General features: G+C 43.8%; 16 protein-coding genes. 6 read left to right on the top strand and 10 right to left on the bottom strand.

The genetic code is table 11. The features are described 5' to 3' along the window. The first annotated feature begins 63 nt into the window (after window positions 1-63). From ACVBIU_RS06795 to ACVBIU_RS06780, 4 genes are all read left to right on the top strand, one after another. Window positions 64-2,883, top strand: coding sequence for an FAD-binding and (Fe-S)-binding domain-containing protein (locus ACVBIU_RS06795; RefSeq protein ID WP_447163364.1), 2,820 nt, complete (start codon window positions 64-66; stop codon window positions 2,881-2,883). A gap of 392 nt (window positions 2,884-3,275) precedes the next feature. Then, entirely contained in the window at window positions 3,276-4,019 is a 744-nt protein-coding gene (locus tag ACVBIU_RS06790; protein ID WP_447163363.1) for a (Fe-S)-binding protein, read from the top strand. Window positions 4,020-4,027: 8 nt separating this feature from the next. After that, complete coding sequence (locus ACVBIU_RS06785) at window positions 4,028-5,401, top strand: lactate utilization protein B (RefSeq protein ID WP_447163362.1); 1,374 nt, start codon at window positions 4,028-4,030, stop codon at window positions 5,399-5,401. A gap of 4 nt (window positions 5,402-5,405) precedes the next feature. Beyond that, entirely contained in the window at window positions 5,406-5,975 is a 570-nt protein-coding gene (locus tag ACVBIU_RS06780; RefSeq protein ID WP_447163361.1) for a LutC/YkgG family protein, read from the top strand. Between the two features lie 68 nt (window positions 5,976-6,043). On the opposite strand, the gene ACVBIU_RS06775 is transcribed toward ACVBIU_RS06780, so the two are convergent. The 4 genes from ACVBIU_RS06775 to ACVBIU_RS06760 all read right to left on the bottom strand — a co-directional run bounded on the left by ACVBIU_RS06775 (window position 6,044) and on the right by ACVBIU_RS06760 (window position 10,608). Then, a complete protein-coding gene (locus ACVBIU_RS06775; protein WP_447160064.1) occupies window positions 6,044-7,177 on the bottom strand; it encodes an energy transducer TonB in 1,134 nt (377 codons plus the stop codon). 224 nt (window positions 7,178-7,401) lie between these two features. After that, entirely contained in the window at window positions 7,402-8,718 is a 1,317-nt protein-coding gene (locus tag ACVBIU_RS06770) for an MATE family efflux transporter (protein WP_447160192.1), read from the bottom strand. Between the two features lie 158 nt (window positions 8,719-8,876). After that, window positions 8,877-10,025: a CobW family GTP-binding protein gene (locus ACVBIU_RS06765; protein WP_447160065.1), complete on the bottom strand. Its 1,149-nt coding sequence runs from the start codon at window positions 10,023-10,025 to the stop codon at window positions 8,877-8,879. 241 nt (window positions 10,026-10,266) lie between these two features. Continuing rightward, window positions 10,267-10,608 carry a hypothetical protein gene (locus tag ACVBIU_RS06760; protein WP_447163360.1) on the bottom strand — a complete coding sequence of 114 codons (342 nt, stop codon included), beginning with the start codon at window positions 10,606-10,608 and terminating at the stop codon, window positions 10,267-10,269. 316 nt (window positions 10,609-10,924) lie between these two features. Between ACVBIU_RS06760 and ACVBIU_RS06755 the strand changes: the two genes are divergently transcribed. After that, window positions 10,925-12,316 (top strand): endonuclease/exonuclease/phosphatase family protein, encoded by a 1,392-nt coding sequence (locus ACVBIU_RS06755; RefSeq protein WP_447163359.1) that lies wholly within the window; start codon window positions 10,925-10,927, stop codon window positions 12,314-12,316. A 123-nt stretch (window positions 12,317-12,439) separates the two neighbouring features. On the opposite strand, the gene ACVBIU_RS06750 is transcribed toward ACVBIU_RS06755, so the two are convergent. The 4 genes from ACVBIU_RS06750 to ACVBIU_RS06735 all read right to left on the bottom strand — a co-directional run bounded on the left by ACVBIU_RS06750 (window position 12,440) and on the right by ACVBIU_RS06735 (window position 18,224). Further along, a complete protein-coding gene (locus ACVBIU_RS06750) occupies window positions 12,440-12,787 on the bottom strand; it encodes a DUF6176 family protein (RefSeq protein WP_447163358.1) in 348 nt (115 codons plus the stop codon). 140 nt (window positions 12,788-12,927) lie between these two features. Beyond that, the gene (locus tag ACVBIU_RS06745; RefSeq protein WP_447163357.1) at window positions 12,928-14,265 is read right to left on the bottom strand and encodes a DEAD/DEAH box helicase; all 1,338 of its coding nucleotides are present in this window, start codon (window positions 14,263-14,265) and stop codon (window positions 12,928-12,930) included. A gap of 98 nt (window positions 14,266-14,363) precedes the next feature. Next, window positions 14,364-17,417 carry an EAL domain-containing protein gene (locus ACVBIU_RS06740; protein WP_447163356.1) on the bottom strand — a complete coding sequence of 1,018 codons (3,054 nt, stop codon included), beginning with the start codon at window positions 17,415-17,417 and terminating at the stop codon, window positions 14,364-14,366. 366 nt (window positions 17,418-17,783) lie between these two features. Beyond that, window positions 17,784-18,224 (bottom strand): OsmC family protein, encoded by a 441-nt coding sequence (locus ACVBIU_RS06735; protein WP_447163355.1) that lies wholly within the window; start codon window positions 18,222-18,224, stop codon window positions 17,784-17,786. Window positions 18,225-18,688: 464 nt separating this feature from the next. Between ACVBIU_RS06735 and ACVBIU_RS06730 the strand changes: the two genes are divergently transcribed. After that, window positions 18,689-19,165, top strand: a complete 477-nt coding sequence (locus tag ACVBIU_RS06730; protein WP_447160072.1) for a thioesterase family protein — start codon at window positions 18,689-18,691, stop codon at window positions 19,163-19,165. 83 nt (window positions 19,166-19,248) lie between these two features. On the opposite strand, the gene ACVBIU_RS06725 is transcribed toward ACVBIU_RS06730, so the two are convergent. Next, window positions 19,249-20,724 carry a putative bifunctional diguanylate cyclase/phosphodiesterase gene (locus ACVBIU_RS06725; RefSeq protein ID WP_447163354.1) on the bottom strand — a complete coding sequence of 492 codons (1,476 nt, stop codon included), beginning with the start codon at window positions 20,722-20,724 and terminating at the stop codon, window positions 19,249-19,251. A gap of 126 nt (window positions 20,725-20,850) precedes the next feature. Further along, a complete protein-coding gene (locus tag ACVBIU_RS06720; protein ID WP_447160074.1) occupies window positions 20,851-21,693 on the bottom strand; it encodes an HDOD domain-containing protein in 843 nt (280 codons plus the stop codon). Window positions 21,694-21,929: the final 236 nt, after the last annotated feature.

Below are 21,929 nucleotides of genomic sequence, written 5' to 3'. Positions count from 1 at the left end.
TATCGAGAAAGCCGCTCAAGCAGCGGCTTTATCCACTTAAAGTAAGTGTATGAGATAAAGTTAATGTCGATTAATTATGAAGCAGTATTAAGAGATTTACGTAGACAAGTTGGCGAGCACGCCGCCACTAATGATCCAGTTCGCCGTTTTGCCTGGTCAACTGATGCCAGCTACTTTCGTATCGTGCCTGAAATTGTGGTGCATGCCGATACCCTAGAGCAAGCTAAACGCACCCTAGCCATTGCCCGCACCTACGGCGCTCCAGTAACCTTTAGAGCTGCAGGAACGAGTCTTTCAGGCCAAGCCATTGGTGAAGGTATTTTGCTGATCTTAGGTCATGATGGTTTTAGAACATTAACCGTAAGTGACGATGCCTCAACAATTAGCCTAGGTACCGCGGTGATTGGCGCCGATGCCAACGCAGTTTTAAAGCCTTTAAACAAGAAAATAGGCCCCGATCCGGCAACGCTTGCATCAGCTAAAATTGGTGGCATCGTGTCTAACAACGCCTCTGGCATGTGTTGTGGTACGGCGCAAAACAGTTACCAAACTATCGCTTCTGCCAAATTATTATTTGCAGACGGCACAGAGCTAGATACAGGTTGTGACGACTCAAAAGCTGCCTTTACTCAGTCTCATCCACAACTTTTGCAACAGCTTACTGAGCTCGCAGCGCTAACCGTTAACAACACCGTGCTTGCCGCTAGAATTCGTAAAAAATTCTCGATTAAAAACACAACAGGTTATAGCCTGAATGCCCTGGTTGATTTTGCCGATCCTTTTGAGCTAATTAACCATCTGATTGTGGGCGCCGAAGGGACGCTAGCCTTTGTTGAAGAGGTGACTTACCACACGGTTGATGAAGCACGCTTTAAAGCCTCAGCCATGGCTGTGTTTTTCAATATGGAAGATGCCGCTCGCGCTGTTCCGCCAATTGTGGGCGACAGCGTTGCCGCCGCAGAGTTGCTCGACTGGGCCTCAATTAGAGCGATAACAGGCAAAGCGGGCATGCCGCTATGGTTAACAGACTTACCTGAAGGCGCTTGTATCCTACTGATTGAATCTCGCGCCAATGACAAAGCAACCCTTGAAACCTATACCCAAGACGTTATCGCTAAGCTTGCGCATATCGAGACTGAGCGCCCTATTAGCTTCAGTGACGACCCTACCGTTTTTGGTCAGTACTGGGCAATGCGCTCAGCGCTGTTCCCAATTATTGGTGGCGAGCGCCCTAAAGGCACCTCCGTTATCATCGAAGATGTGGCCTTTGAACTTGAGCATCTAGCGGCTGCGGCTAACGATTTAACCGAGCTTTTCCATAAGCATAACTATCCTGAGGGGGTTATTTATGGTCATGCACTTGCGGGTAACTTCCACTTCATCATAACACCCACATTTAACTCACAAGCTGACATTGAGCGCTTCCACGCCTTTATGCAAGATGTCGCCGAAATGGTGATCAATAAATACGACGGTTCAATGAAAGCCGAGCACGGCACCGGCCGTGCAGTAGCGCCCTTTGTTGAGATGGAATGGGGCAGTGACGCTTACACCTTGATGAAGCGTATTAAGCAGATTTTTGACCCTGAAGGCTTATTAAACCCCGGGGTTATTCTTAACGATGATAATCAAATTCACGTTAAAAACATTAAACCCTGCCCTGTAGTCGATGACTTAGTCGACAAATGCATCGAATGTGGTTTCTGCGAAAAAACCTGCCCGACATCAGCGCTAAATATGTCGCCACGTCAACGTATTGCCACGTTACGTGAAATTGAGCGTCTTGAGCAATCAGGTGACAAACAAGCAGCCAGTGAGATGCGCGCCGCAGCCAAGTACGATGTAGTTGATACTTGCGCCGCCTGTCAGCTTTGTACCATCGCCTGCCCAGTCGAAAACAGTATGGGCGAGTTAGTGCGTAAACTCAGAACGCCCTATATCACCAGTACTGAACAAAAGGTACTCGATTTTCAAGCCAAGCACTTTGGCGCAGTTAACCAGGTGATCAGCACAGGTTTTAATGTGCTAGGTACCGTTCACAAGATCACCGGTAGTGCGATAACTGGCGCAATCATGAAAGCTGGCCGTGTCGTTTCTAAAGAAGTGCCTTATTGGAATCCTGATTTTCCAAAAGGTGGCAAATTGCCCAAACTTGCCGCGCCGATCCCGGGTCAAGAAACCGTAGTTTACTTCCCAGCTTGCGGTGGACGCACCTTTGGTCCTACCCCAAAAGATCCCGATAACCGCACCTTACCTGAAGTCATCGTCACGCTACTTGAGCGTTCTGGTTACAACGTAATCACTCCTGAGAAAACTCGTGATCTGTGTTGCGGCCAAATGTGGGAGTCAAAAGGTGACTTTAAAAACGCTGACGCTAAGCGTAAAGAGTTAATTGAAGCGGTTGCAGCTATGACTCAGGGCGGTAAGCTGCCGGTGATTATTGATGCGCTTTCTTGTACTTATCGTACACTTTCTGGTGATAAGTCACTGACAGACAAGATTGAAATTGTCGATATGGTTGATTTCATCCATGACAAGCTACTCGATAAGCTCACCATCAACCGCAAAAAGCCTGCTGTCGCTCTGCACTTAGGTTGTAGTGCACGTAAGATGAAACTTGAGCCAAAGATGGAAGCGATTATCGATGCCTGTAGCCAACAAATGATCCGCCCGGCAGGCATAGATTGCTGTGGTTATGCCGGTGAAAAAGGCTTGTATAAGCCTGAAATCAACGCTAGCGCGCTGCGCAATATCAAAAAGCTAATCCCTGTTGATGTTAACGAAGGATATTACGCTAACCGTATGTGTGAAGTCGGTTTAACTCAACATAGCGGTATCTCTTACCGCCACCTTGCCTATCTGTTAGAAGAGTGTACCCGCTAAATAGCGCGACTCTTTAGTAAAAAGTGAGGGGCAGCTTGCCCCTCACTTTTTAATCAAACTCAATCCACTCCACTTAACTGCTTAACTGCCTAACTGCCTAACCACTTTTAGCTTTCTATATTGCAAACTCAGCAGTAAAACCCACTATTACCCTTACTATACAAATAGATAGCATATTTTCATTTTTGCAAAAATGCCTAAGTTTATTTGCTAAATTAGCACTACTTTTTACAAGGTTATCGGCCTATATTTAATGTGTGAATAAATATAGGCCTGTGCCCATTTAAAATAAAGTCTGCTTTTTAAGCCGACTTTTTTGCGGTTACTTTTTACGGTTACTTCCTACAGTTAAAAGTCGCTAACTATGTCTGCAAAATAGAAGAGAAAACACAATGAAGATAGCTCTTTTCATACCGTGTCTAGTGAATCAAATGGTTCCTGAAGTGGGGATCGCCACTTTAGAATTATTAGAAAAACTCGGCCACCAAGTCATACTGCCAAAAGGTCAGACTTGCTGCGGTCAGCCAATGACAAATTCAGGCTGTTATAACGAAGCCAAGAAAACCACCATGAAACTACTCAATGCCTTCAAAGATGTTGAGTGTGATGCCATCGTGTGCCCTGCAGCTTCTTGCCTTGTAGCGGCTAAAGAAAACTTTCATGAGTTTGATTCAAGCCCTGAAGCGCAGGCTGTCATTGACAAACTGTATGAGCTAACTGAGTTTCTTCACGACGTCTCCCCTATTCCAGCCTTTACTAAACCGTTTCCACATAAAATTAGCCTACAGATGAGTTGTCACGGTATTCGCATGCTTGACTTGGCCACCCCCAGCGAGCAGATGGGCCCACGTATGAACAAGTTCGAAGCGGTACTCGCCGCCATTCCAGAAATAGAGATTGTCTATCCAGATCGCCGCGATGAATGCTGTGGCTTTGGTGGTACTTTTGCCCTAGATGAAGGTGCTGTATCGGCCAAAATGGGCAAAGATAAAGCGCAGGCTCATGCAGCAACAGGCGCTAAGTATGCCGTTGGATTCGATCCATCTTGCTTACTCCACATCGATGGCATGGTCAGACGGCAGAAACTGCCGATTGAGACTCGCCATATCGCTCAAGTCATTAACGCAGCGCTTTAGGAGAAGATATGTCGATTTCAACATCAGCAACTCATGCCCATAAAGCCGAGATATTCTGTAAAGACGAATCACGGGTTGATTGGCACTCAAAAGCGCTTTGGATGCTACGAGAAAAGCGTGACCGCGCTGCAGGCAGCCTACCGGAATGGGAACAACTGCGCCAAATCGGTTCAGACATGAAACTGCACACGCTGACGCATTTAGCGCAGTATTTAGAAGAGTTTGAGCAGAACTGTCTAAAGAATAATATTAAGGTGCACTGGGCCAAAGATGGCGCTGAGCACAACCGTATCGTGCATGGGATTTTAGCTGAGCATGAGGTTAAAAAGTTAGTAAAGTCTAAATCAATGCTCACCGAAGAGTGCCACATGAATCCATATTTGGAGCAGCATGGCATTGAAGTGATTGATACCGATTTGGGTGAGCGTATTATCCAGCTTGCAGGCCAACCACCATCACACATTGTGGTACCGGCTATCCATCTGAAAAAAGAGGAAGTGGGCGATCTATTCCACGACAAACTTGGCACTGATGCCGGCGCTTCAGATCCGCTTTACCTAACCCGCGCAGCCCGTGCACACCTGCGTGAGCAGTTTCTGTCAGCCGATGCGGCAATGACTGGCGTTAATATGGCCATTGCCGATAAAGGTGCGGTCGTTGTGTGTACTAACGAAGGTAATGCCGATATGGGCGCTAACTTACCTAAGCTGCAACTGCACTCTATGGGCATAGACAAAATCGTGCCCAATATCGATAGCGCCGCAGTCTTGCTACGCACCTTGGCAAGAAATGCCACGGGTCAGCCGATCACCACTTACAGCTCTTTTTATCGCGGCCCACAAGATGGCGGCGAGATGCACGTGATTATTGTCGATAACGGCCGTACTGATATGCTCAAAGACAAAATTTTAGCTGAATCACTTAAATGTATTCGCTGTGGTGGCTGCCTTAATACGTGTCCTGTTTATCGCCGCAGTGGTGGTTACAGCTATAACTACACCATTCCTGGGCCAATCGGTATCGCCGTCGGATCACAGTGTGATGATACCAACTCCATGCCTTGGGCTTGTACCTTGTGTGGCAGCTGCTCTTATGTATGCCCAACTAAGGTGCCACTAGATAAAATCATTCACCATCATCGCCGCCTTAAAGCTGAAGCCGGAAAACTGCCTTATGGTAAAGCCAGTTATATGCCACTCGTGGGCAAATTTATGGCCAGTGAAACCGCACTCAACTGCTCGATGAGTATCGCGCGCACTGCGCTCAACATTCTACCGGGAAGTTTATTAAAGCCGTTCTCTGGCGCTTGGGGCAAATACCGCGAGTTACCAGTGGCACCAGACTCCAGCTTCGAAGCTTGGTTTAAGAAGAACAGAGGATAATAAAATGTCTAGTAAACTCGACATCCTTAACGCGCTAAAGAGCGCAGCTATGGCACCTCAAGCCATGCCGATTATCAATATCGCGCCGCGCATCGATGATTTAGTGGGTCAATTTGAGACTAGCCTCAATATGGTTGCCGGCACCTTGCACCGCGAAGGCGGTTTAGCTAAGTTGCAGACGCAGGTGGATGCACATATTGCAGAAGGACTGCAGATCATCTCTATGCTTGATGGTATTAAAGGCAACCGCGAGGTGACCGATACTGCCCACCAGCTAAGAGATATCGATTATGCGGTGATCCCGGGAGATTTAGGCGTGGCCGAAAACGGGGCTATTTGGGTTAATAACAAAAACCTTGGCCACCGCGTCACGCCCTTTATCTGTGAGAATCTGTTTCTCGTACTAGATGAAAAAACCATTGTGGCTAATATGCATCAAGCGGCTAGCCGTATTACGTTAGATTCTGGAGAGTTTGGTACTTTTGTCGCTGGGCCTTCTAAGACTGCGGATATTGAGCAAGCATTGGTTGTAGGTGCTCATGGTGCGTGTAGCCTTAACGTATATTTGGTTTAGCCTAACCAGCATTATGCAGATTCAAAAAAGCCCTAATTGATATTAGGGCTTTGCTTTACGAGGTAAGGCTATTTCTCAACATAGTATTCCAATTTAACCTTAACCCCTTTTGCCTCAACCGCTTCACCTTCAATAAATTTGGGGGCATAGCGCCATTGCTTTAACGCTATCAGTGATTCTGTTTCAAACTTGCTACCACCGTTAGACTCTATCACTACAACATCCTTAACAAAGCCCATTTTATCTATGGTAAAGCTCATATTCGTGTTACCGCTTTTTCCTGCTTTCAAGTAAGAAAGCGGATAATCAGGGTGCTTCCTAAACAGTGGCGTCGGCTCAATATCCTCTTTCCACGGCTTCATATTACCAATCGCGATACAGTGTTGAGTTGATTTTTCACTTTCGCCATCAAGCTCATAAATCTGTACTAATTTGGCATGAGCTGCCAACTCGTATGGATGATTATAATCAAGCTTTTGAAATTGCGTGATAACGCCTAAAAATAGCGCTTCAGCTTCATCATAATCTTTCTCTGCAAAGCGTACGTTACCAACCCTAAAGCTAGTGAGTACGCGCTTCATTGCATTTTCAGGCAATAGTTCACTGTAAGCTTCTTGTGCATCAAAAGCGTAATTACGCACTTTGCGGGTGTAATAACCAGAGTTAACCAAACGTTCAAAATAGGCCATTTTGGTATCGGCGATTAACATTGCATCATCAGAGTCCTCGGCAATATCTAAGGCATCATCCAAAAACTCACGAGCATATTTTTGACTGCTGGCGTCACTTAGACCCAAAAGTGGATCAATAAGCTCTATAGCCTCTTCACCATAATGCTTACTGTAGATCTTTAATGTCTCTTCAAACAAGCCATATGCTTGAGGCTGACGCTTTTTCGGTTGAGCTTTGACCTGCTCCTCAAAGGTTTGTTTAGGCATATTTGCGATTAATGCGTTACCTGCATTTAATGCTAGTGTGGCGCTATTAATACTATCAGCACCAAATTTAGCCTTGCCTAGCTCATAAGACTGTAATGCATAAAGCTCTATTTCAGATTGATTCTCAGCGGTGACTGCAACTTTATAAGCTGAATAAGCATCACTAAATTCTGAAGCGAAAACAGGTGAGCAAAAGCTGACTGCGGTTGTAAAAACAGCCGCAAAAATAATATTACGCTTATTCGCACTCGGCTTTGTAAACATGAAAAATCCTTGTTTCATTAATATGTTGAGATATGCGTTCTACAAATGGTACAGCTTTATCCATACCATTTTAAGTGCTGAACAAGCCACGCCACTAGCATCACATTTGCAGTAAAACTAACATACTAGCAACACGAGCTCAATGATTGAGCGAGCCCCTTTATAACACGAGTAACTTAGTCCCAACCCTCGGCATAAAACATCATATTTAAATATATAAAGATTTAGGCCAATAGCTTATTGTGGGTTCGTCTCATAATCCATGCCATCCAAATGACTAACATCGTGCTGCAAGTCGCCAATGAAATCCACACACCTGTGACGCCAAAAGCCCAAGCAAATAGATATAAAATGGCAGCGAATAGGATCAGTTTTGCCCCCGTTAAAATAGATGCTTCTTTGGAGTAGTTAATCGCTTGGAAGAAAGATGCGCCAACAAGCAATAAGCCTTCCATCGGCAAGCCCCAGAAATACCAACGCATTCCTTCGGTTGCTATCGGCGTGAGCAAGACATTATCACCAGCAAAAATATACACAAACAATTGCGGTACCGAATAGATAAAGATAAGCCCTAACGCTGCACAAACTAAGGTCACTGAAAAGGCCATCTTCAGTGCTTGTTTCACCCTATCAAAGCGCTTTGCGCCCGCGTTAAAGCTGAGAATAGGCTGCACGCCAAAAGCGATGCCCTCAAATAATAGGTAGAAAAACGCTTCGGTATAGCTCACCACACCAAATGCCGCCACGTGCAGCGGCGTGCCCACTGCCAGAAATGCCACATTGTGTAGGGTCAACACCACGGTCAGGTACATATTCATTAAAAAGCTTGGCGTGCCGACACGAATGATATTAACGCAGTGATCCCACTTCAGCTTCATCTGTTCAAGGTTAATGCCAATTTCGGTTCGACTCGAAAAAAAGTGCTGCAAACACAGTGCACCAGTCACGGCTTGGGAGATCATGGTCGCTATCGCCGCGCCCATTAACCCATAGGGGAACACTACGATTAACAACCAGTCGAGTACCGTATTGAGCACACCACCTAAGATTAAAACTAAGGTTACAAATCCGGGACGACCATCATTTCGCAGTAATGTAGTGAACGCCATCGACACGATGGGGAATGTGCCTAAGGCAAAATACCAAAACAGATAATCATCGGCACTGCGCAGAATCTCTCCCTCTGCGCCTAGCATCACGAGGATATCTTTAGAGAAGTAACAGCCTAATACTGTAGTAATCAGTCCCGATATCAAACACAAACTGAACGTATTTCCCAATATTTTCCGTGCAATATGGGGCTCACCTTGCCCCTGATGGATTGATACTAACGCTGCGCCGCCCATGCCCAGTGTCGCCCCTATCGCATAAAGCACTGCCGCTATCGGGTAGGCTAAGATCATGCCCGCTAGACCAACCTCACCCAAGTAGTGGCCAATAAACATGCCGTCAATGGTGACGTAAATACCTGTCACTAGCATGGATAGAATTGTCGGAATACTATAGCGCCAAAATAGCTTAGCGATAGGCTCTGTCACCATAGGTGAGTCCAGATTATTTCGTCCTGGCTCTGCCGCAGTGAGTGTCGGTTGAGTCATGATATTCTCTAATTATTATTCTTGATGGGTATTTATATTCGTACTAAGCACTAAACATGTAGTACTGCTACCTAATACTGAGCCTTAAGCCGCCAATGGATTTAGCCGTTCAGTCGAGTCGCAGCGCCTAATAACGCCTTTTCTAAATCGGCTGCGCCAATGGCTGACATCGACAACAGCTCAATTCGAGAGTCCATTGCATCATCAAGCTCAACGATTGATAACTCACCATCGACACCATTAAAACCCGCAATCCCCTCTTCGGTGATCATCACAGCTTTAATGCGCGCGACCTGTAAGTTGCTTATTAATGCCAGCAACCGATCAAAGTCGAACTCATAACTTGGGTCAAACACCCAACCGCAACTATAAAAACCCTCCCCTTGATTGCTCATGCAAAGGAGGCCACGATCATTAAATTCAACACGCTGTTTAGTTGCAGCCTCTGAAAATAGCGGACTATAGTGGATATCCATCAGGCGCGGCGCCTGAGTGGCCGATACTTCTGGTGATAGTGCTTGTAATGCTTCTTGCGATTTTAGTGCCTGCTCCGTAGCCGCACTCTTGTTTTGGTGAGCCCCTTCAAGCAAAGACATTATCGATGCATGACTCTCATCAGCTTGCTTTAAGCTCCAAGGAATAACGGGCAAGCTTGAGGTCGTTTGACCTTCTTCGTTCGAGCCCCTAATAACGGGGCTATTAATAAGAGAGCCGTTAATGACAGCTAAATAGTCAATCAAGGAGTCAATCAAAGTGACTGGATAACAGTCGGTCTTGCTGGCTATGACAACATCCGCAACTTGCAGCTGCTGATTAAAGATCTCATGTTCGGTATAACGGCTATCATTGAGTTTTCTCGCATCGACTAAGGTCACACACGCCTTCATCGCCAAAACGTGTTGATAATGTGGCTGAGTTAATACCTTAAGCACCTCTTTAGGATGACCTAAGCCTGTAGGTTCAATCAGTAACCTATCGGGTTTGGCTTTTGCAATTAACTGGTTTATTGCCACCTGCATAGGCAAGCCCGCAGCGCAGCACATACACCCTCCCGCCACCTCTTTAATCTGCACCTGTTCGTTGCCGTTATCGAGTAAGCCTGCATCAATACCTATTTCACCAAACTCATTCACCAGAACCGCCCACACTTCTCCTTTAGGTTTATGCTGTAACAAGTTTTTGATAAAGGAAGTCTTGCCGACACCTAAAAAACCGGTGATGACATTAGTAGGAATAATTTTCTGGATCATGACATGAACTCTATCTATCGAATAGCCAAAGATTCTAATCGTTAATGCGCGTGAATGTCACGCATACCCGTATATTGGCATCATATTATGTTGAGATAAAGATGGCTGATATTTAATGGAAACAGGTCGGGTGCTATTTAGCTAATCAAGATTCATAGAGCCAATACTTGTCTAGGAAGTGTTCCTCAAGCGCTACTAATCAAAGCTATTGCTCGTTAAAGCTGTGCTCATTAAAACAGTATTAGTCGATATACTGCTTATCGATATAGTCACACCACAAATCAGAATCGACACTAACAATAGAATCATCACCGCCAATACCCAATTTAAATTCTATCACCGAGCGCCATTCCATGGAGCCGAGATCTGGGCCGTGTCCTTGACCATCGCCAGTTTGTAGCTGTTGTTCTACTTTTTTAAACCATGGATAATCACATGGTTGAACCTGAGTTCTAACATAAAAACTATCGGCGTTATCAGGGCTTACAGCTATTTTGTCGCCTTGTGGCCTGTGATCTAATTGAGAGCAACCACATAGAAAAATGGCAGCAACAATTATATTAATCCTAAGGGTTCTGCTCACTTACACACTCCTATTTTATCAATGCCATTACACTATCAGATCATATTCATCTTAAAAACAAATTAAGATGCAATTAGATAAGCAACAACTAAACAACCAACAGCTAACACCAACCTAGCGAGATACATGGCATTTACACAGTAAACACACGAGCCCAACAAAAAGCAACCACGCCGGCAACTTAAGCTGATAAAACCATCACTCAGACGTTACTTTTGCCGAGATTCATTTTCATGCAATGTACAGCTGTATAGAATATCAGCGAAGCTCAACTAAATGAGCTCGTTATTATAATTACAATTGATGGGTCAAAAACATGAAATTACTTAAAACTGCAGCAGCTGCTGCGATCTCTGTTGCGTTATTAGCAGGATGTAATGACGAAACAACTAATATTTATCCACCAGAGCCAACAGAGCCAACAACGGTTAAGTTCGCTACTTATAATCTTTCTTTTGATCGTAGTACTTTCGAACAGCTAGTCACTGAGATGCAGATCCCTGCACTTGAGCAAGAAGCGTTAATGCAGAAATGGTTTGACGATGAATTATCTGCTGATGAGCTAAAAGTTGTCGAAAAAATTATTCAAATCCGTAACGTTGCCGCTATTATCCAAACTGAGCGTCCAGCCGTTATCATGATGGGTGAGTTTAACAACGACGGCCTTGGTGAAAACCAAGATGCGATTAAAGGTTTCCGCCTTAATTATTTAGCTGTGCCACAAAATGCGCTAGGTACTACATCTGACGAACAGAAGATGCTTGAGCCGATCCAATTCGCTTATGCTGAAAACTTCTCAACCAATACAGGTCTGTTAAGTGAGTTTGATTTAGACCGTAATGGCAAGGTAGCACTACCTGGTGACGCTTGGGGTTTTGGTTTCTACCACGGTCAATATGCGTTTGGCCTACTATCACAGTACCCAATCGACACAGCTAACATCCGTACTTTCCAAGACTTTAAATGGAAAGATATGCCGGGTGAAACAAATCCTACTATCGTTAATTGCGACGATGATAAGAACCCTATCCCAGCAGGCATGAAGTGTGGTGATGAATGGTACACAGCTGAAGCGTGGGCAGAAAAACCACTATCTTCTAAAAACCACGTTGATGCACCAATCCTTATCCCTACAGCAGACGGCGAGAAAGTGGTTCACCTACTTCTGTCTCACCCAACGCCACCCGTATTTGATACCGTCACAGAAAACAACAAGTTGTTAAATAGTGCAGAAATCAAGTTCTGGAGCGACTATGTATCAAATGCTGACTACATTTACGATGATGCGGGTGTTAAAGGTGGTTTAGGTTTAGATGCATCTTTCGTGGTCATGGGCGATCTTAATGCCGACCCAGAAAATGGTGATGGCTTCCTAGAATCAATTCAGCAGCTGATGAACCACAATCGTGTAAATGTACTAGCGACTGATGGTGTTTACGCGCCAAACAGCCTAGGTTCAACGGAATGTGTGGCACTAGGTGATTGTGGTGATAGTCTTTACCCAGATCGTATCACCAGCACATTTGGCCTACGTGTTGACCACGCCATTCCATCTAACGATCTCAACATCACTGACTCAGGTGTATTCTGGCCAGCAAGCTTCGAAGATGGCTATATGCTAATGAATGATGATAGTGTCGGCAAATACGGCAACGGCAAAGATATTTCTTCTGATCACCGCCTAGTATGGATCAAAGCTGAATTCTAATTGAGTCTGTAATTGCTGATTGGCTAGCAATTACACCTTAGATTAATAAAATAAAAAGCGTGCAGTCGAGTTTATCTACTGTACGCTTTTTTGTGTCTCTTCGCGGATTAATTGAAATTACAACTAAATAGAAAATTGCATCGACGAGTTAAAACAAGCGGTTGCGTCAATGTCAGTATAAGGTTCATCCATCCAGCACTCTTGCCTAAACTTCTCATAAACCTCTCTAAATGGTGTATGGAGCAGCATCGATTCGTCCAGCATTATTTGAGCAAAGTTGACTGATTTGATGACGATATAAATATGCTCATGATCTCGAGATGATTCATAGAAAACACTGTCCCAATAATAGCCTTTTTGACCCATCTCACTCTTAGGGAATTCAATATTTTCTCGCATATAGCAGATCAAATTGTCTAGCTTTTCTCTAGAGCCAAGCTTAAGTTTTATCTTCAATAATTTAGATTCCATTCTTACCTCATCAAAAGCGCTGACACTTTCTATATATTTTCACTTCCTGTTGCAAAGACAAACTTTAGCCCATAAAAAAGTGAACATTCTAGCGCTAGATATGTTCACTTTAAATTAGAGTAAATTATGCAATATGTGCACTATTTCTTAGCTTTATCCTTCGAGCGACCGTAACTACTTTTTCCTGAGGTTGCGCCGCGAATATTGCTTTTCCCTACTGCGTTTTTTGCAGTACGGTTTTTATCTTCATATTTACGTTTGTTATGACCTTTCTCTTTAACAGGCTTAACCACGACATCGCGATAACGAGCAGGCAAAGCGGCCCCCTCTTCGTAGCCCGGTAAAGTAATACAAGGTAAAGTCTGCTCAATTAACAGTTCGATTTCTTGCAGCATTTCTCTGTCTTGCGGCGATACAAATGAAATCGCGCGTCCAGCTAAACCTGCGCGGCCAGTACGACCAACGCGATGCACATAATCTTCAGCGGCAAAAGGCAACTCTAGGTTAATCACTAAAGGCAGTGCTTCAATATCTAGACCACGAGCAGCAACATCGGTTGCCACCATGACACGTAATTTACCAGTTTTAAACTCTTCTAATGCACGGTTGCGCGCACCTTGCGTTTTTTCGCCGTGGAAAACCGCATTTTTCACGCCATCAAGCTTTAATTCAGCGTGCAAATGCTCAGCACTTTCTCTAGTGCTGACAAACACTAATACTTGTTGCCAGTTATTGCGACCAATAAGCTCTGAAAGTAACTCGGCTTTACGGCGTTTATCAACCAAATAAACTTCTTGAGTGATCAGACTTGCCGTGGCCGACGTCGCCACATTAATCCACTCAGGTGCTAACAACATTTTCTCGGCTAGCGTTTTAACCGCTTCACTATAAGTGGCAGAGAAAAATAGCGTTTGGTGCCTTGCCGCCACCAGCTTTTTAACTTTTTCGATATCACGAACAAAGCCTAAATCCAACATGCGGTCAGCTTCATCAACAACCAGATGAGTGACGTTCGACAGATCTAAACCAAACTGACCAATATGATCAAACAAGCGCCCTGGCGTCGCCACTAAAATATCGACACCCGCTTGCAGCGCTTTGCGCTGTGGGTTCATATTTGAACCACCATAAACAGCGGTTGTTTTGAATGGCAAAAACTGAGCGTAAGCCGTGATATTGTCGGCAACCTGGATCGCAAGTTCACGGGTTGGGGTAAGCACTAACACCTTAACCTTCGACTGATGTGCAGCTCCTGCACTCTCTTCAGTAAAGAGGTTATATTCCTTGATTAACGTATTAAGTAACGGCAAGGCGAACGCAGCGGTTTTACCGGTTCCGGTTTGCGCGCAGGCCATAATGTCTTTGCCTTCCATCGCTACAGGTAATACCTGCGATTGAACTTGAGTCAATTGCTGGTAACCGCGCGCAGAAACTGCATCTAATATTTTGGAATGTAAATCGAATGCATCAAAGTTCATGGTAGGCTCAATACTGTAAGAGTACAGGGAATAAAAGTGAGCGCGGAGTCTAGCAAAATACTGCGTGAGATTATAGCAATCAAAGTAAATAGCCGAAATCAGGCCGTACTTTTTTCTGTTACTTTATATGCCGCCTCAATAAAGCTTTGTTCAAACTCTTCAACCGGGACGGGTCTTGAAAATAGGTAGCCCTGGCCATAATCACAGCCAGCATCGGTTAACACCTTACGTTGGTAGTCAGTCTCGACGCCTTCGGCAATCACTTTCATACCCAATTTATGCGCCATCACAATAATCGCTTCGCATAATGTAAAGTCGTCACTATTGCTGTCAAGATTCCGGGTAAAAGATTGGTCAATCTTCAAGTAATCTATCTCAAATTTCTTAAGGTATGCCAGTGAAGAGTAGCCCGTTCCAAAATCATCCAACGACACTTGTATACCTGACTCACGATATTGTGCAAGCTTAGCGGAAATAGCACTGTTGCCATCAAGCAATAAGCCCTCAGTGATCTCAATACAGATGTTATTATTAGTTAACTTCAATGTCTTTAGCAGAGCAGCCCAGGACTCAAAGCTTTCTCCCTCATCTCTAAATTGAACCGGAGATTTATTAATACTAATCTGCACCTCGACACCAAACCTGTCCCGCCATCGTGCACTCTGCCTAGCGGCTTGCTGAAAAACCCAGTTACCAATCTCAATAATAAGCCCTGTTTCCTCTGCTACCGCAATAAACTCGATGGGAGAAACTAAGCCGCGTTTAGGGTGACGCCAGCGAATGAGGGCTTCAGCCTTTAATTTATCGTCTTGCTGCAAACTAACAATCGGCTGGTAAAAAAGCTCAAACTCATGATTGGCAATGGCATGACGTAAATCTTGAATTAAACGCATTCTATGTTTAGCGTACCGCTGCATAGACGGTGTGAAGTAATGAAAGCGGTTTCTGCCTTCATCCTTTGCGGCATACATAGCTTGATCGGCATGCTTGAGTAAGCCTTCAATGGTTTCAGCATCATCGGGATAAAGTGTAATACCAATGCTGGCGCTAATATATGCAGTCTCTTCACCTAAACAATAAGGCTCTGCGATGCGCGCTAATATCTGTTTCGCGACTTTATCGACCCCTTTAATATCGGAGATCCCCGACAGCACCACAGTAAACTCATCACCACCTAATCTAGCCACCACATCAGTTTCTCTTATACAGGCTTTAAGACGCTTTGCCGCTTCAGCGAGTAAGGTGTCCCCCATGTCATGCCCTAAGGTATCGTTTACTTCTTTAAAGTAATCTAAATCGATGAACATTAGCGCAAAATGTTGCTCACGGCTGTCTGACTTTAGGATTTCTGCACTCAGATAATCTAGCAACATACGCCTGTTCGGCAGACCTGTTAACGGGTCGTAATTGGCCTGTTTCCAGATAATTTGCTCCGCTTGCTTTTTTTCTGTGATATCAGAAAACAGCGCGACTCTGCGTTGAGTCTGTGCCTTAGTATCAAATAAGACATTAAGCGTTAACCAAACCACAAACTCTTCACCATTTTTGCGCCTCAGCCACACCTCCCCCTGCCAGCGACCGAGCTCCTCTATGGCTAGGTTCATCTGCTCGTAGGCACTACGATTATTACGATTACATTGGAGGATCTTAATATTCTGCTGTTTAATTTCTGCTTCACTGTAGCCAGTAATATCGGTAAATGCGGCATTGATATTGAGAATCACACCTTGCTCATCTTGTACACTCATCGCTTCGCTGCTGTTGTTGTACACTGACGCGGCTAGCTTTAATGACTCTTCAACTTGTTTCCTGTCGGTGATATCGGTATGGATACCGCACATTCTTATCGGGTTACCGTTTTCATCACGGCTCATTACCTTACCGGTATCTAAGATCCACAAAGTCTGATTATTTTGACTATGGATGCGGTATTCCATTTTATATTGCTCAGTTTCACCACTTAAGTGCGCATCAATCGACTTTAATACCTCCACTCGGTCTTCAGGATAAATAGCATTCAACCACCGTTTCGGATCTTTATTTAAGGCATCGACATCACAACCTAGCAGCTCAGCGCAGTGCTCATTTCGTTCGATTACGTCACGACGAATATCCCAATCCCAAAAACCTAACTCACTACTGGCGAGAACTAAGCCTAGCTGCTCCTGACTCGCGAGCTTTTCCATCTCGGCTTCTTTTTGTAATGTTCGGTTCAGCAAGCCTGTAATGACTAATTCAACTTTAGATTGTGATCTTTGACAGGCTACCGTCATATGGGTGTAAACCAGAGCTTCATCTTTTGAAATAAGGCGAATATCGAGTTCAAACTCGTTAATCTCACCTTCCAACATCTGATTAAAGTGGTGTTTATAGAGGTGGAAATCTTGCTTAAGCATTAACTCTGGCCAAGATAAACCTAACAACTCCTGCTCAGTATATTTAAGCATTTCACACAGATTAGGATTAACCTTAATCCATTGATGCTCTTGGCTAGTTATGGCAATCCCCATATTGCCGGTCTGAAAGTGCGACTTAAATAACAGATGATCTTGTAACTTAATTTTTTGATCGCGATCTATTTCTATACGGCGTGACAGGAGCATGCCAAGTACTGCGGTCGTCAGCGGGAAAATAATCAAGAACGGAAGTGTGATCTGCTTTAATAAGCTAACAGCTATCTCTGTGGGCATGGTCAGCCCCCAAAGTAAAATTATACTGCTTGTGATAAGACCGAAGGCAAATAACTCAATAAAGTGGATATCACTTATCGGCCCATTACGGTACTTACGCCACAAATAGCCCATCAGACCCGATGTCACTATGGTGCCAATACCAGACCATAGTGCAATCCCGCCTTCGCTAAATCGATATAAGCTGCTAATAGTGACTGCGACTAAAGTGGGAATACCACCAAAGAATAAGCCACAAAGACTTAAAATGACGCTTCTTGAATCAAAGAAAACGCCCTCACTGTATTGCCAAGGCATTAGCATAACCGAGATAGTAATAACTGAAACCAGCAGGCCAATACCCACTCGCCACATCAAGTCTAGCTCACGCTTATTGCTTCGCGGAAAGGCGTCATACACAAGCACTATAGCCAATAGCAATGCGGCGTTTTGAATAAGAGAAAGTGTTAAATTTTGATCCATAAGAAGCTATTCATCCTTGAAAATGAGTCCCACTGGAATAACGACTTTTATATAAAAGTCTAACAAAAACATAGGGGCTAACCCGAATAACTATCGAGTATCTCCATACCACCTTAACCTAAGCTGCAAGATTGAATCAAACTGAATATGAGACTTAAGTAAAAGCGTTAAATACGAATATTTTTATCTGTTATTTTATAAAGATAGACAAAAACACCCCAAATTTAAAGTCTAGTTAACCCTTTACTTATTTTGATTTGAGTTGAATTTAATGCTTCATGGGTATTAGCAGGTTTAATGACATAGATAAATAGATAGGTAGGAATATATGCTGACTCGTTAGGTGATTAACGAGTCAGCAGCTCATTAGCTTGCTTGATGGGTTACCAGTGTTGGATTTAACAGATTGTCATGCACCGGACAGCGATGACAAACGGCATCAAGAAATTGAGTTTTTTGTTCATTTGTGAGCTGCTCACCATTGAGCATAGCATCGACTTCAACATTAATATCAATATGCTTAAAGCCTACCGGATCCGGTGAATCCTGCCCCAGTAACCCCGCTGTATTTAGCAGAGCTTGAATCGACACATCAAATTGATTAAGCTTGATTTTTTGCTCTCTAGCGACCATTTTAGCTATGGTAGAGATGCAACCTGCCAATGAAAATATAAACGTCTCCAAAGGGTTTGCCCCTTCGTTACCCGCTGTCGGCTGATCGATTACCAGTAGGTGTTCTCTTACTTGACTAGTGATCTTCCAGCCTTCACCCATATGTGTTTTTAGTTCAATGATCTTCTCTGCCATCTTAATATAACTCCATTAGATGTCTCTTGATGAGACTATTTTCAGTGATAAGGCTTTCAAAAAAGCTCTTTTCAATAAGCAACTCAATAAGCAACTCAATAAGATTATTCTAATGGATGTTTTGCTGAAAACTCAAATAAAACTCACAATTTGTACATTTAGTGAATTTACTCCTTGGCAAACTAAAGACTATGTCATGCTTGTCTACCCATACTCCTTGGCCAAACCAAAGACTATGTCATGCTTGTCTACCCATACTCCTTGGCCAAACCAAAGACTATGTCATGCTTGCCTACCCATACTCCTTGGCAAACCAAAAACTATGTCATGCTTGTCTACCCATACTCCTTGGCCAAACCAAAGGCTATGTTAAGCTTGTTTACCAATACTCCTTGGCCAAACCAAAGACTATGTTAAGCTTGTCTACCAATACCCTACAGCATCAAAGACTCCACTAAATAACTATGTCGCACCCTAACGCTATCCCCCCTAAAGCCAATGACGCTAAGCCTATTCAGCAAAGTAAAACTTATCACTTTCCTGTACAAATCTATTATGAAGATACCGATTTTTCAGGCGTGGTCTACCACCCTAATTTTTTAAAGTACTTCGAACGCGCCCGAGAACACGTTATTGGAGCAAATAGCTTGGCCAGCTTATGGGATGAACATGACTTAGGTTTTGCAGTCTATCGCAGCGATATGCTCTGCCATGATGGTGTTGAGTTTGCTGATATTATTGATATTCGAACCAAGTTCTACTTCGAGAGTAAATATCGCACCGTATGGTTACAAGAGATCTGGCGTCCAAACGGTAAGAAACCTGCGGTAACCGCGCAAATTGAGATGGTGTGCATGAACAAGAAACGTCAACTCAGCCCCATGCCACTATTACTCATTGAACGCCTGAGTGAGGCCTTTGCTGAAGCTGTTATCTTGTAGAGGATGGCTAACTTGTAGGATATAAAGGTGGGGTAATGTTCCACAAACTCACCTTTATCGACAACTTGTTGAGCTTGGTATGACTAGCCTATACCACTTAATTTAGGCCAACGTGACTCTAGCTCTTTTGGCTTTAACGGTTGAGAAAAAATATCTCCTTGGATTTTATCCACTCCCATACCCAGTAATAACTGTAAAATATCTTCGGTTTCGACCCCTTCTACAGTGACCTTAAAGCCTAACCCTTTGGCCAAACGGATGCTGGTATCCATAATATGCCGGGCTCTTGCATCAATTTCTAAATCATCCAAAAAGGCTTTATCAATCTTCACTTCATCGACAGGTAAGTACTTAAGGTAAGCTAAAGAAGAATGACCAGTCCCAAAGTCATCAATCGCAACATCGACGCCAAGCTGACGCAGATGGTTAATCGTTGCGACAGCACCATCGAGATCTTGCATCAATTTACTTTCAGTGATTTCAATCGAGATGGCGCTCGCCTCGAGTTGATGCTGCTTTAGCCTCGCTTCTATACCTGTTATCAAAGATGCGCTACGTAAGTCTTGCGTCGACAGGTTGACCGCCACCTGAAGTTTAATGTCATTTTGGTGCCATAATGCCTGCTGGGCAAACACCTCATCGAGTACCCATTGGCTGACGATATCGATCATACCGGAATACTCTGCAAGTGGAATAAACTCGGCCGGTGAAATGCTACCTAGTTGTGGATGCTGCCAACGCATTAATGCTTCAACTTGCTGGCAGTCTCCTTTAGGAAAACTCTGCTTTGGCTGATAAACCATATAAAGCTCGCCATCACGCAACGCCTTTGCCAAACTATTAATAATGGAGACTTCTCTAAGCTGCACCGCATCATCACCCAATAGATATTCAGATAAGGCAACATCATGAGTCTTAGCTTTTTTAAGCGCTAAATCTAACCGTCGCAGCATAGTGCTGATATCACTATGAAAGGGTTCCAAAGCTAAATGGCCCACTTGTACTCTAGTGGTAATGATACTGCCAAAAATATCGTAAGGGAGCTGTAACTTATCAATCAGTTGCTGTAGCTGTAGTGGCGACATTGCGCTGGTGAAGTAAATGAGGAATTCATCTTCATTCATTCTTGCTATCAAAGACCCATCGGGAGATAAATCTTTTACTCTTGCCGCCATCTGCTTTAGTAGCTCATCGCCAAAATTAAAGCCAAACAGATCATTAACGTAACGAAAGCGATAGATATCCAAAAGAACCAGGCTGCCTTTATCTAATGGCATTAACTCAGCCATTTTACGCTTCATGCTTAAACGGTTATCAAGGTCTGTCAATTTATCCCGCACGGCTTGCAGACTCTGAATATGTAACTTTCCCACAGAGTCAGATAGCCCACTCAGCTGCGCCGATAAAGAGTTGTTAGCGGGAAAAGTAAAGCCGTGTAGCTCAAAAGATTTACGCAGCTGATTAACAAAATGACGAAGTTTTTGCTGCCGCCAAAGTGCGCATACTAATAAAATGAGTAGCAACAAACACACAATGGAGATCATCCAAAAACTGTCCATCAATGAGTACTTTAACCGTTAATTGAGTTTGAGTTATTAAGTTATAAACTATAGTGACCCGTAACTCCAGCGCCAGCCACCACTATAGTTTAACTTGCAATATCAATTTTGGTTTAAACAGAGGTATTATTCGTAACTTGCTTTAATTGATTGGTATGCTTCAATAAATTGTTCACCAGTTAACTCTTCAGTCGACACAGGTAAACCACGCTCGATAAAAAATCCCATTCTTTGTTCTAAGTCCACGCCAGCCTTAAGCTCTCCTGTATAGAAGGCCGCCGCGCGAATAAAGTCTAAGTAACTCAGCTTTTCTGAGTTATAGGTCAAATCTGCCCAGCGCTCGACCACTTGCATTACATCGGGTGAGAACTCCCAACTTTTTAGTACCGCGCGCCCAAGTGGGCCTTGCAGCTTTTTCACTAATGCTCGTAGCATTTCTATGCTATTAAATAGCTCAGGTTGTGCTTCAGCTTCAGTTAGTACCGGTAACGCGCCGATATTATGCACTAGGCCTGCTAACGTCATCGTGTCGATGTTTAACTTGCTACCCGGATGATTAGCATTGTAGCTCTGCAACATCGCGCATGCTGCGGCAGTCACATCAATGGATGAACTCCATACCTCATCCATCACTTCCCAAACCATTTGGTTGGTTGAAATAAAAAGTTGCTCCATCGCGACCGATGTCACGATGGATTTAATTTGCATCAACCCAATACGATTGATTGCTGCATTGACGTTATCAGCAGGAACCCCACGGCTATACATAGCACTATTTGCGATGCGAATAACTCTGGCAGAAATTGCCGCATCTTGACCGATAATACTCGCGACATCTTTTAGACTAACGTCTTCTTGGCCCACCACTTCTTGTACTCGCATCGCCACTTCAGGCAAGGTCGGTAACACCAAAGAGTCTGACTTTAATTTTTTTAATAAACCAACTAATACTTGATGTTCTGTAGACATCTCAACTCCCTTATAAACCGTATTAATTTGCAGCGGTTCGAGTATATCAGTAGAACGCTTTTAGTTACGTGCAAAATCACTTTAATGGGTCAATACTTAATCAGATGGTACATTTTCAGTAAAACCGCTCGAAAAATGTCGCATAGATCACAAGGTTTTATAATAAATGACTCAGATCCACTCAAATCCAATTATTATGTGCGGCTGACTTTCTTGCATTAGCCCTGCTGCATTAA

This window comes from Shewanella sp. 30m-14 (genome assembly GCF_052977125.1).
Note: the sequence above shows the minus strand (reverse complement) of the source record. Positions and strands in the feature narration are given on the sequence as shown.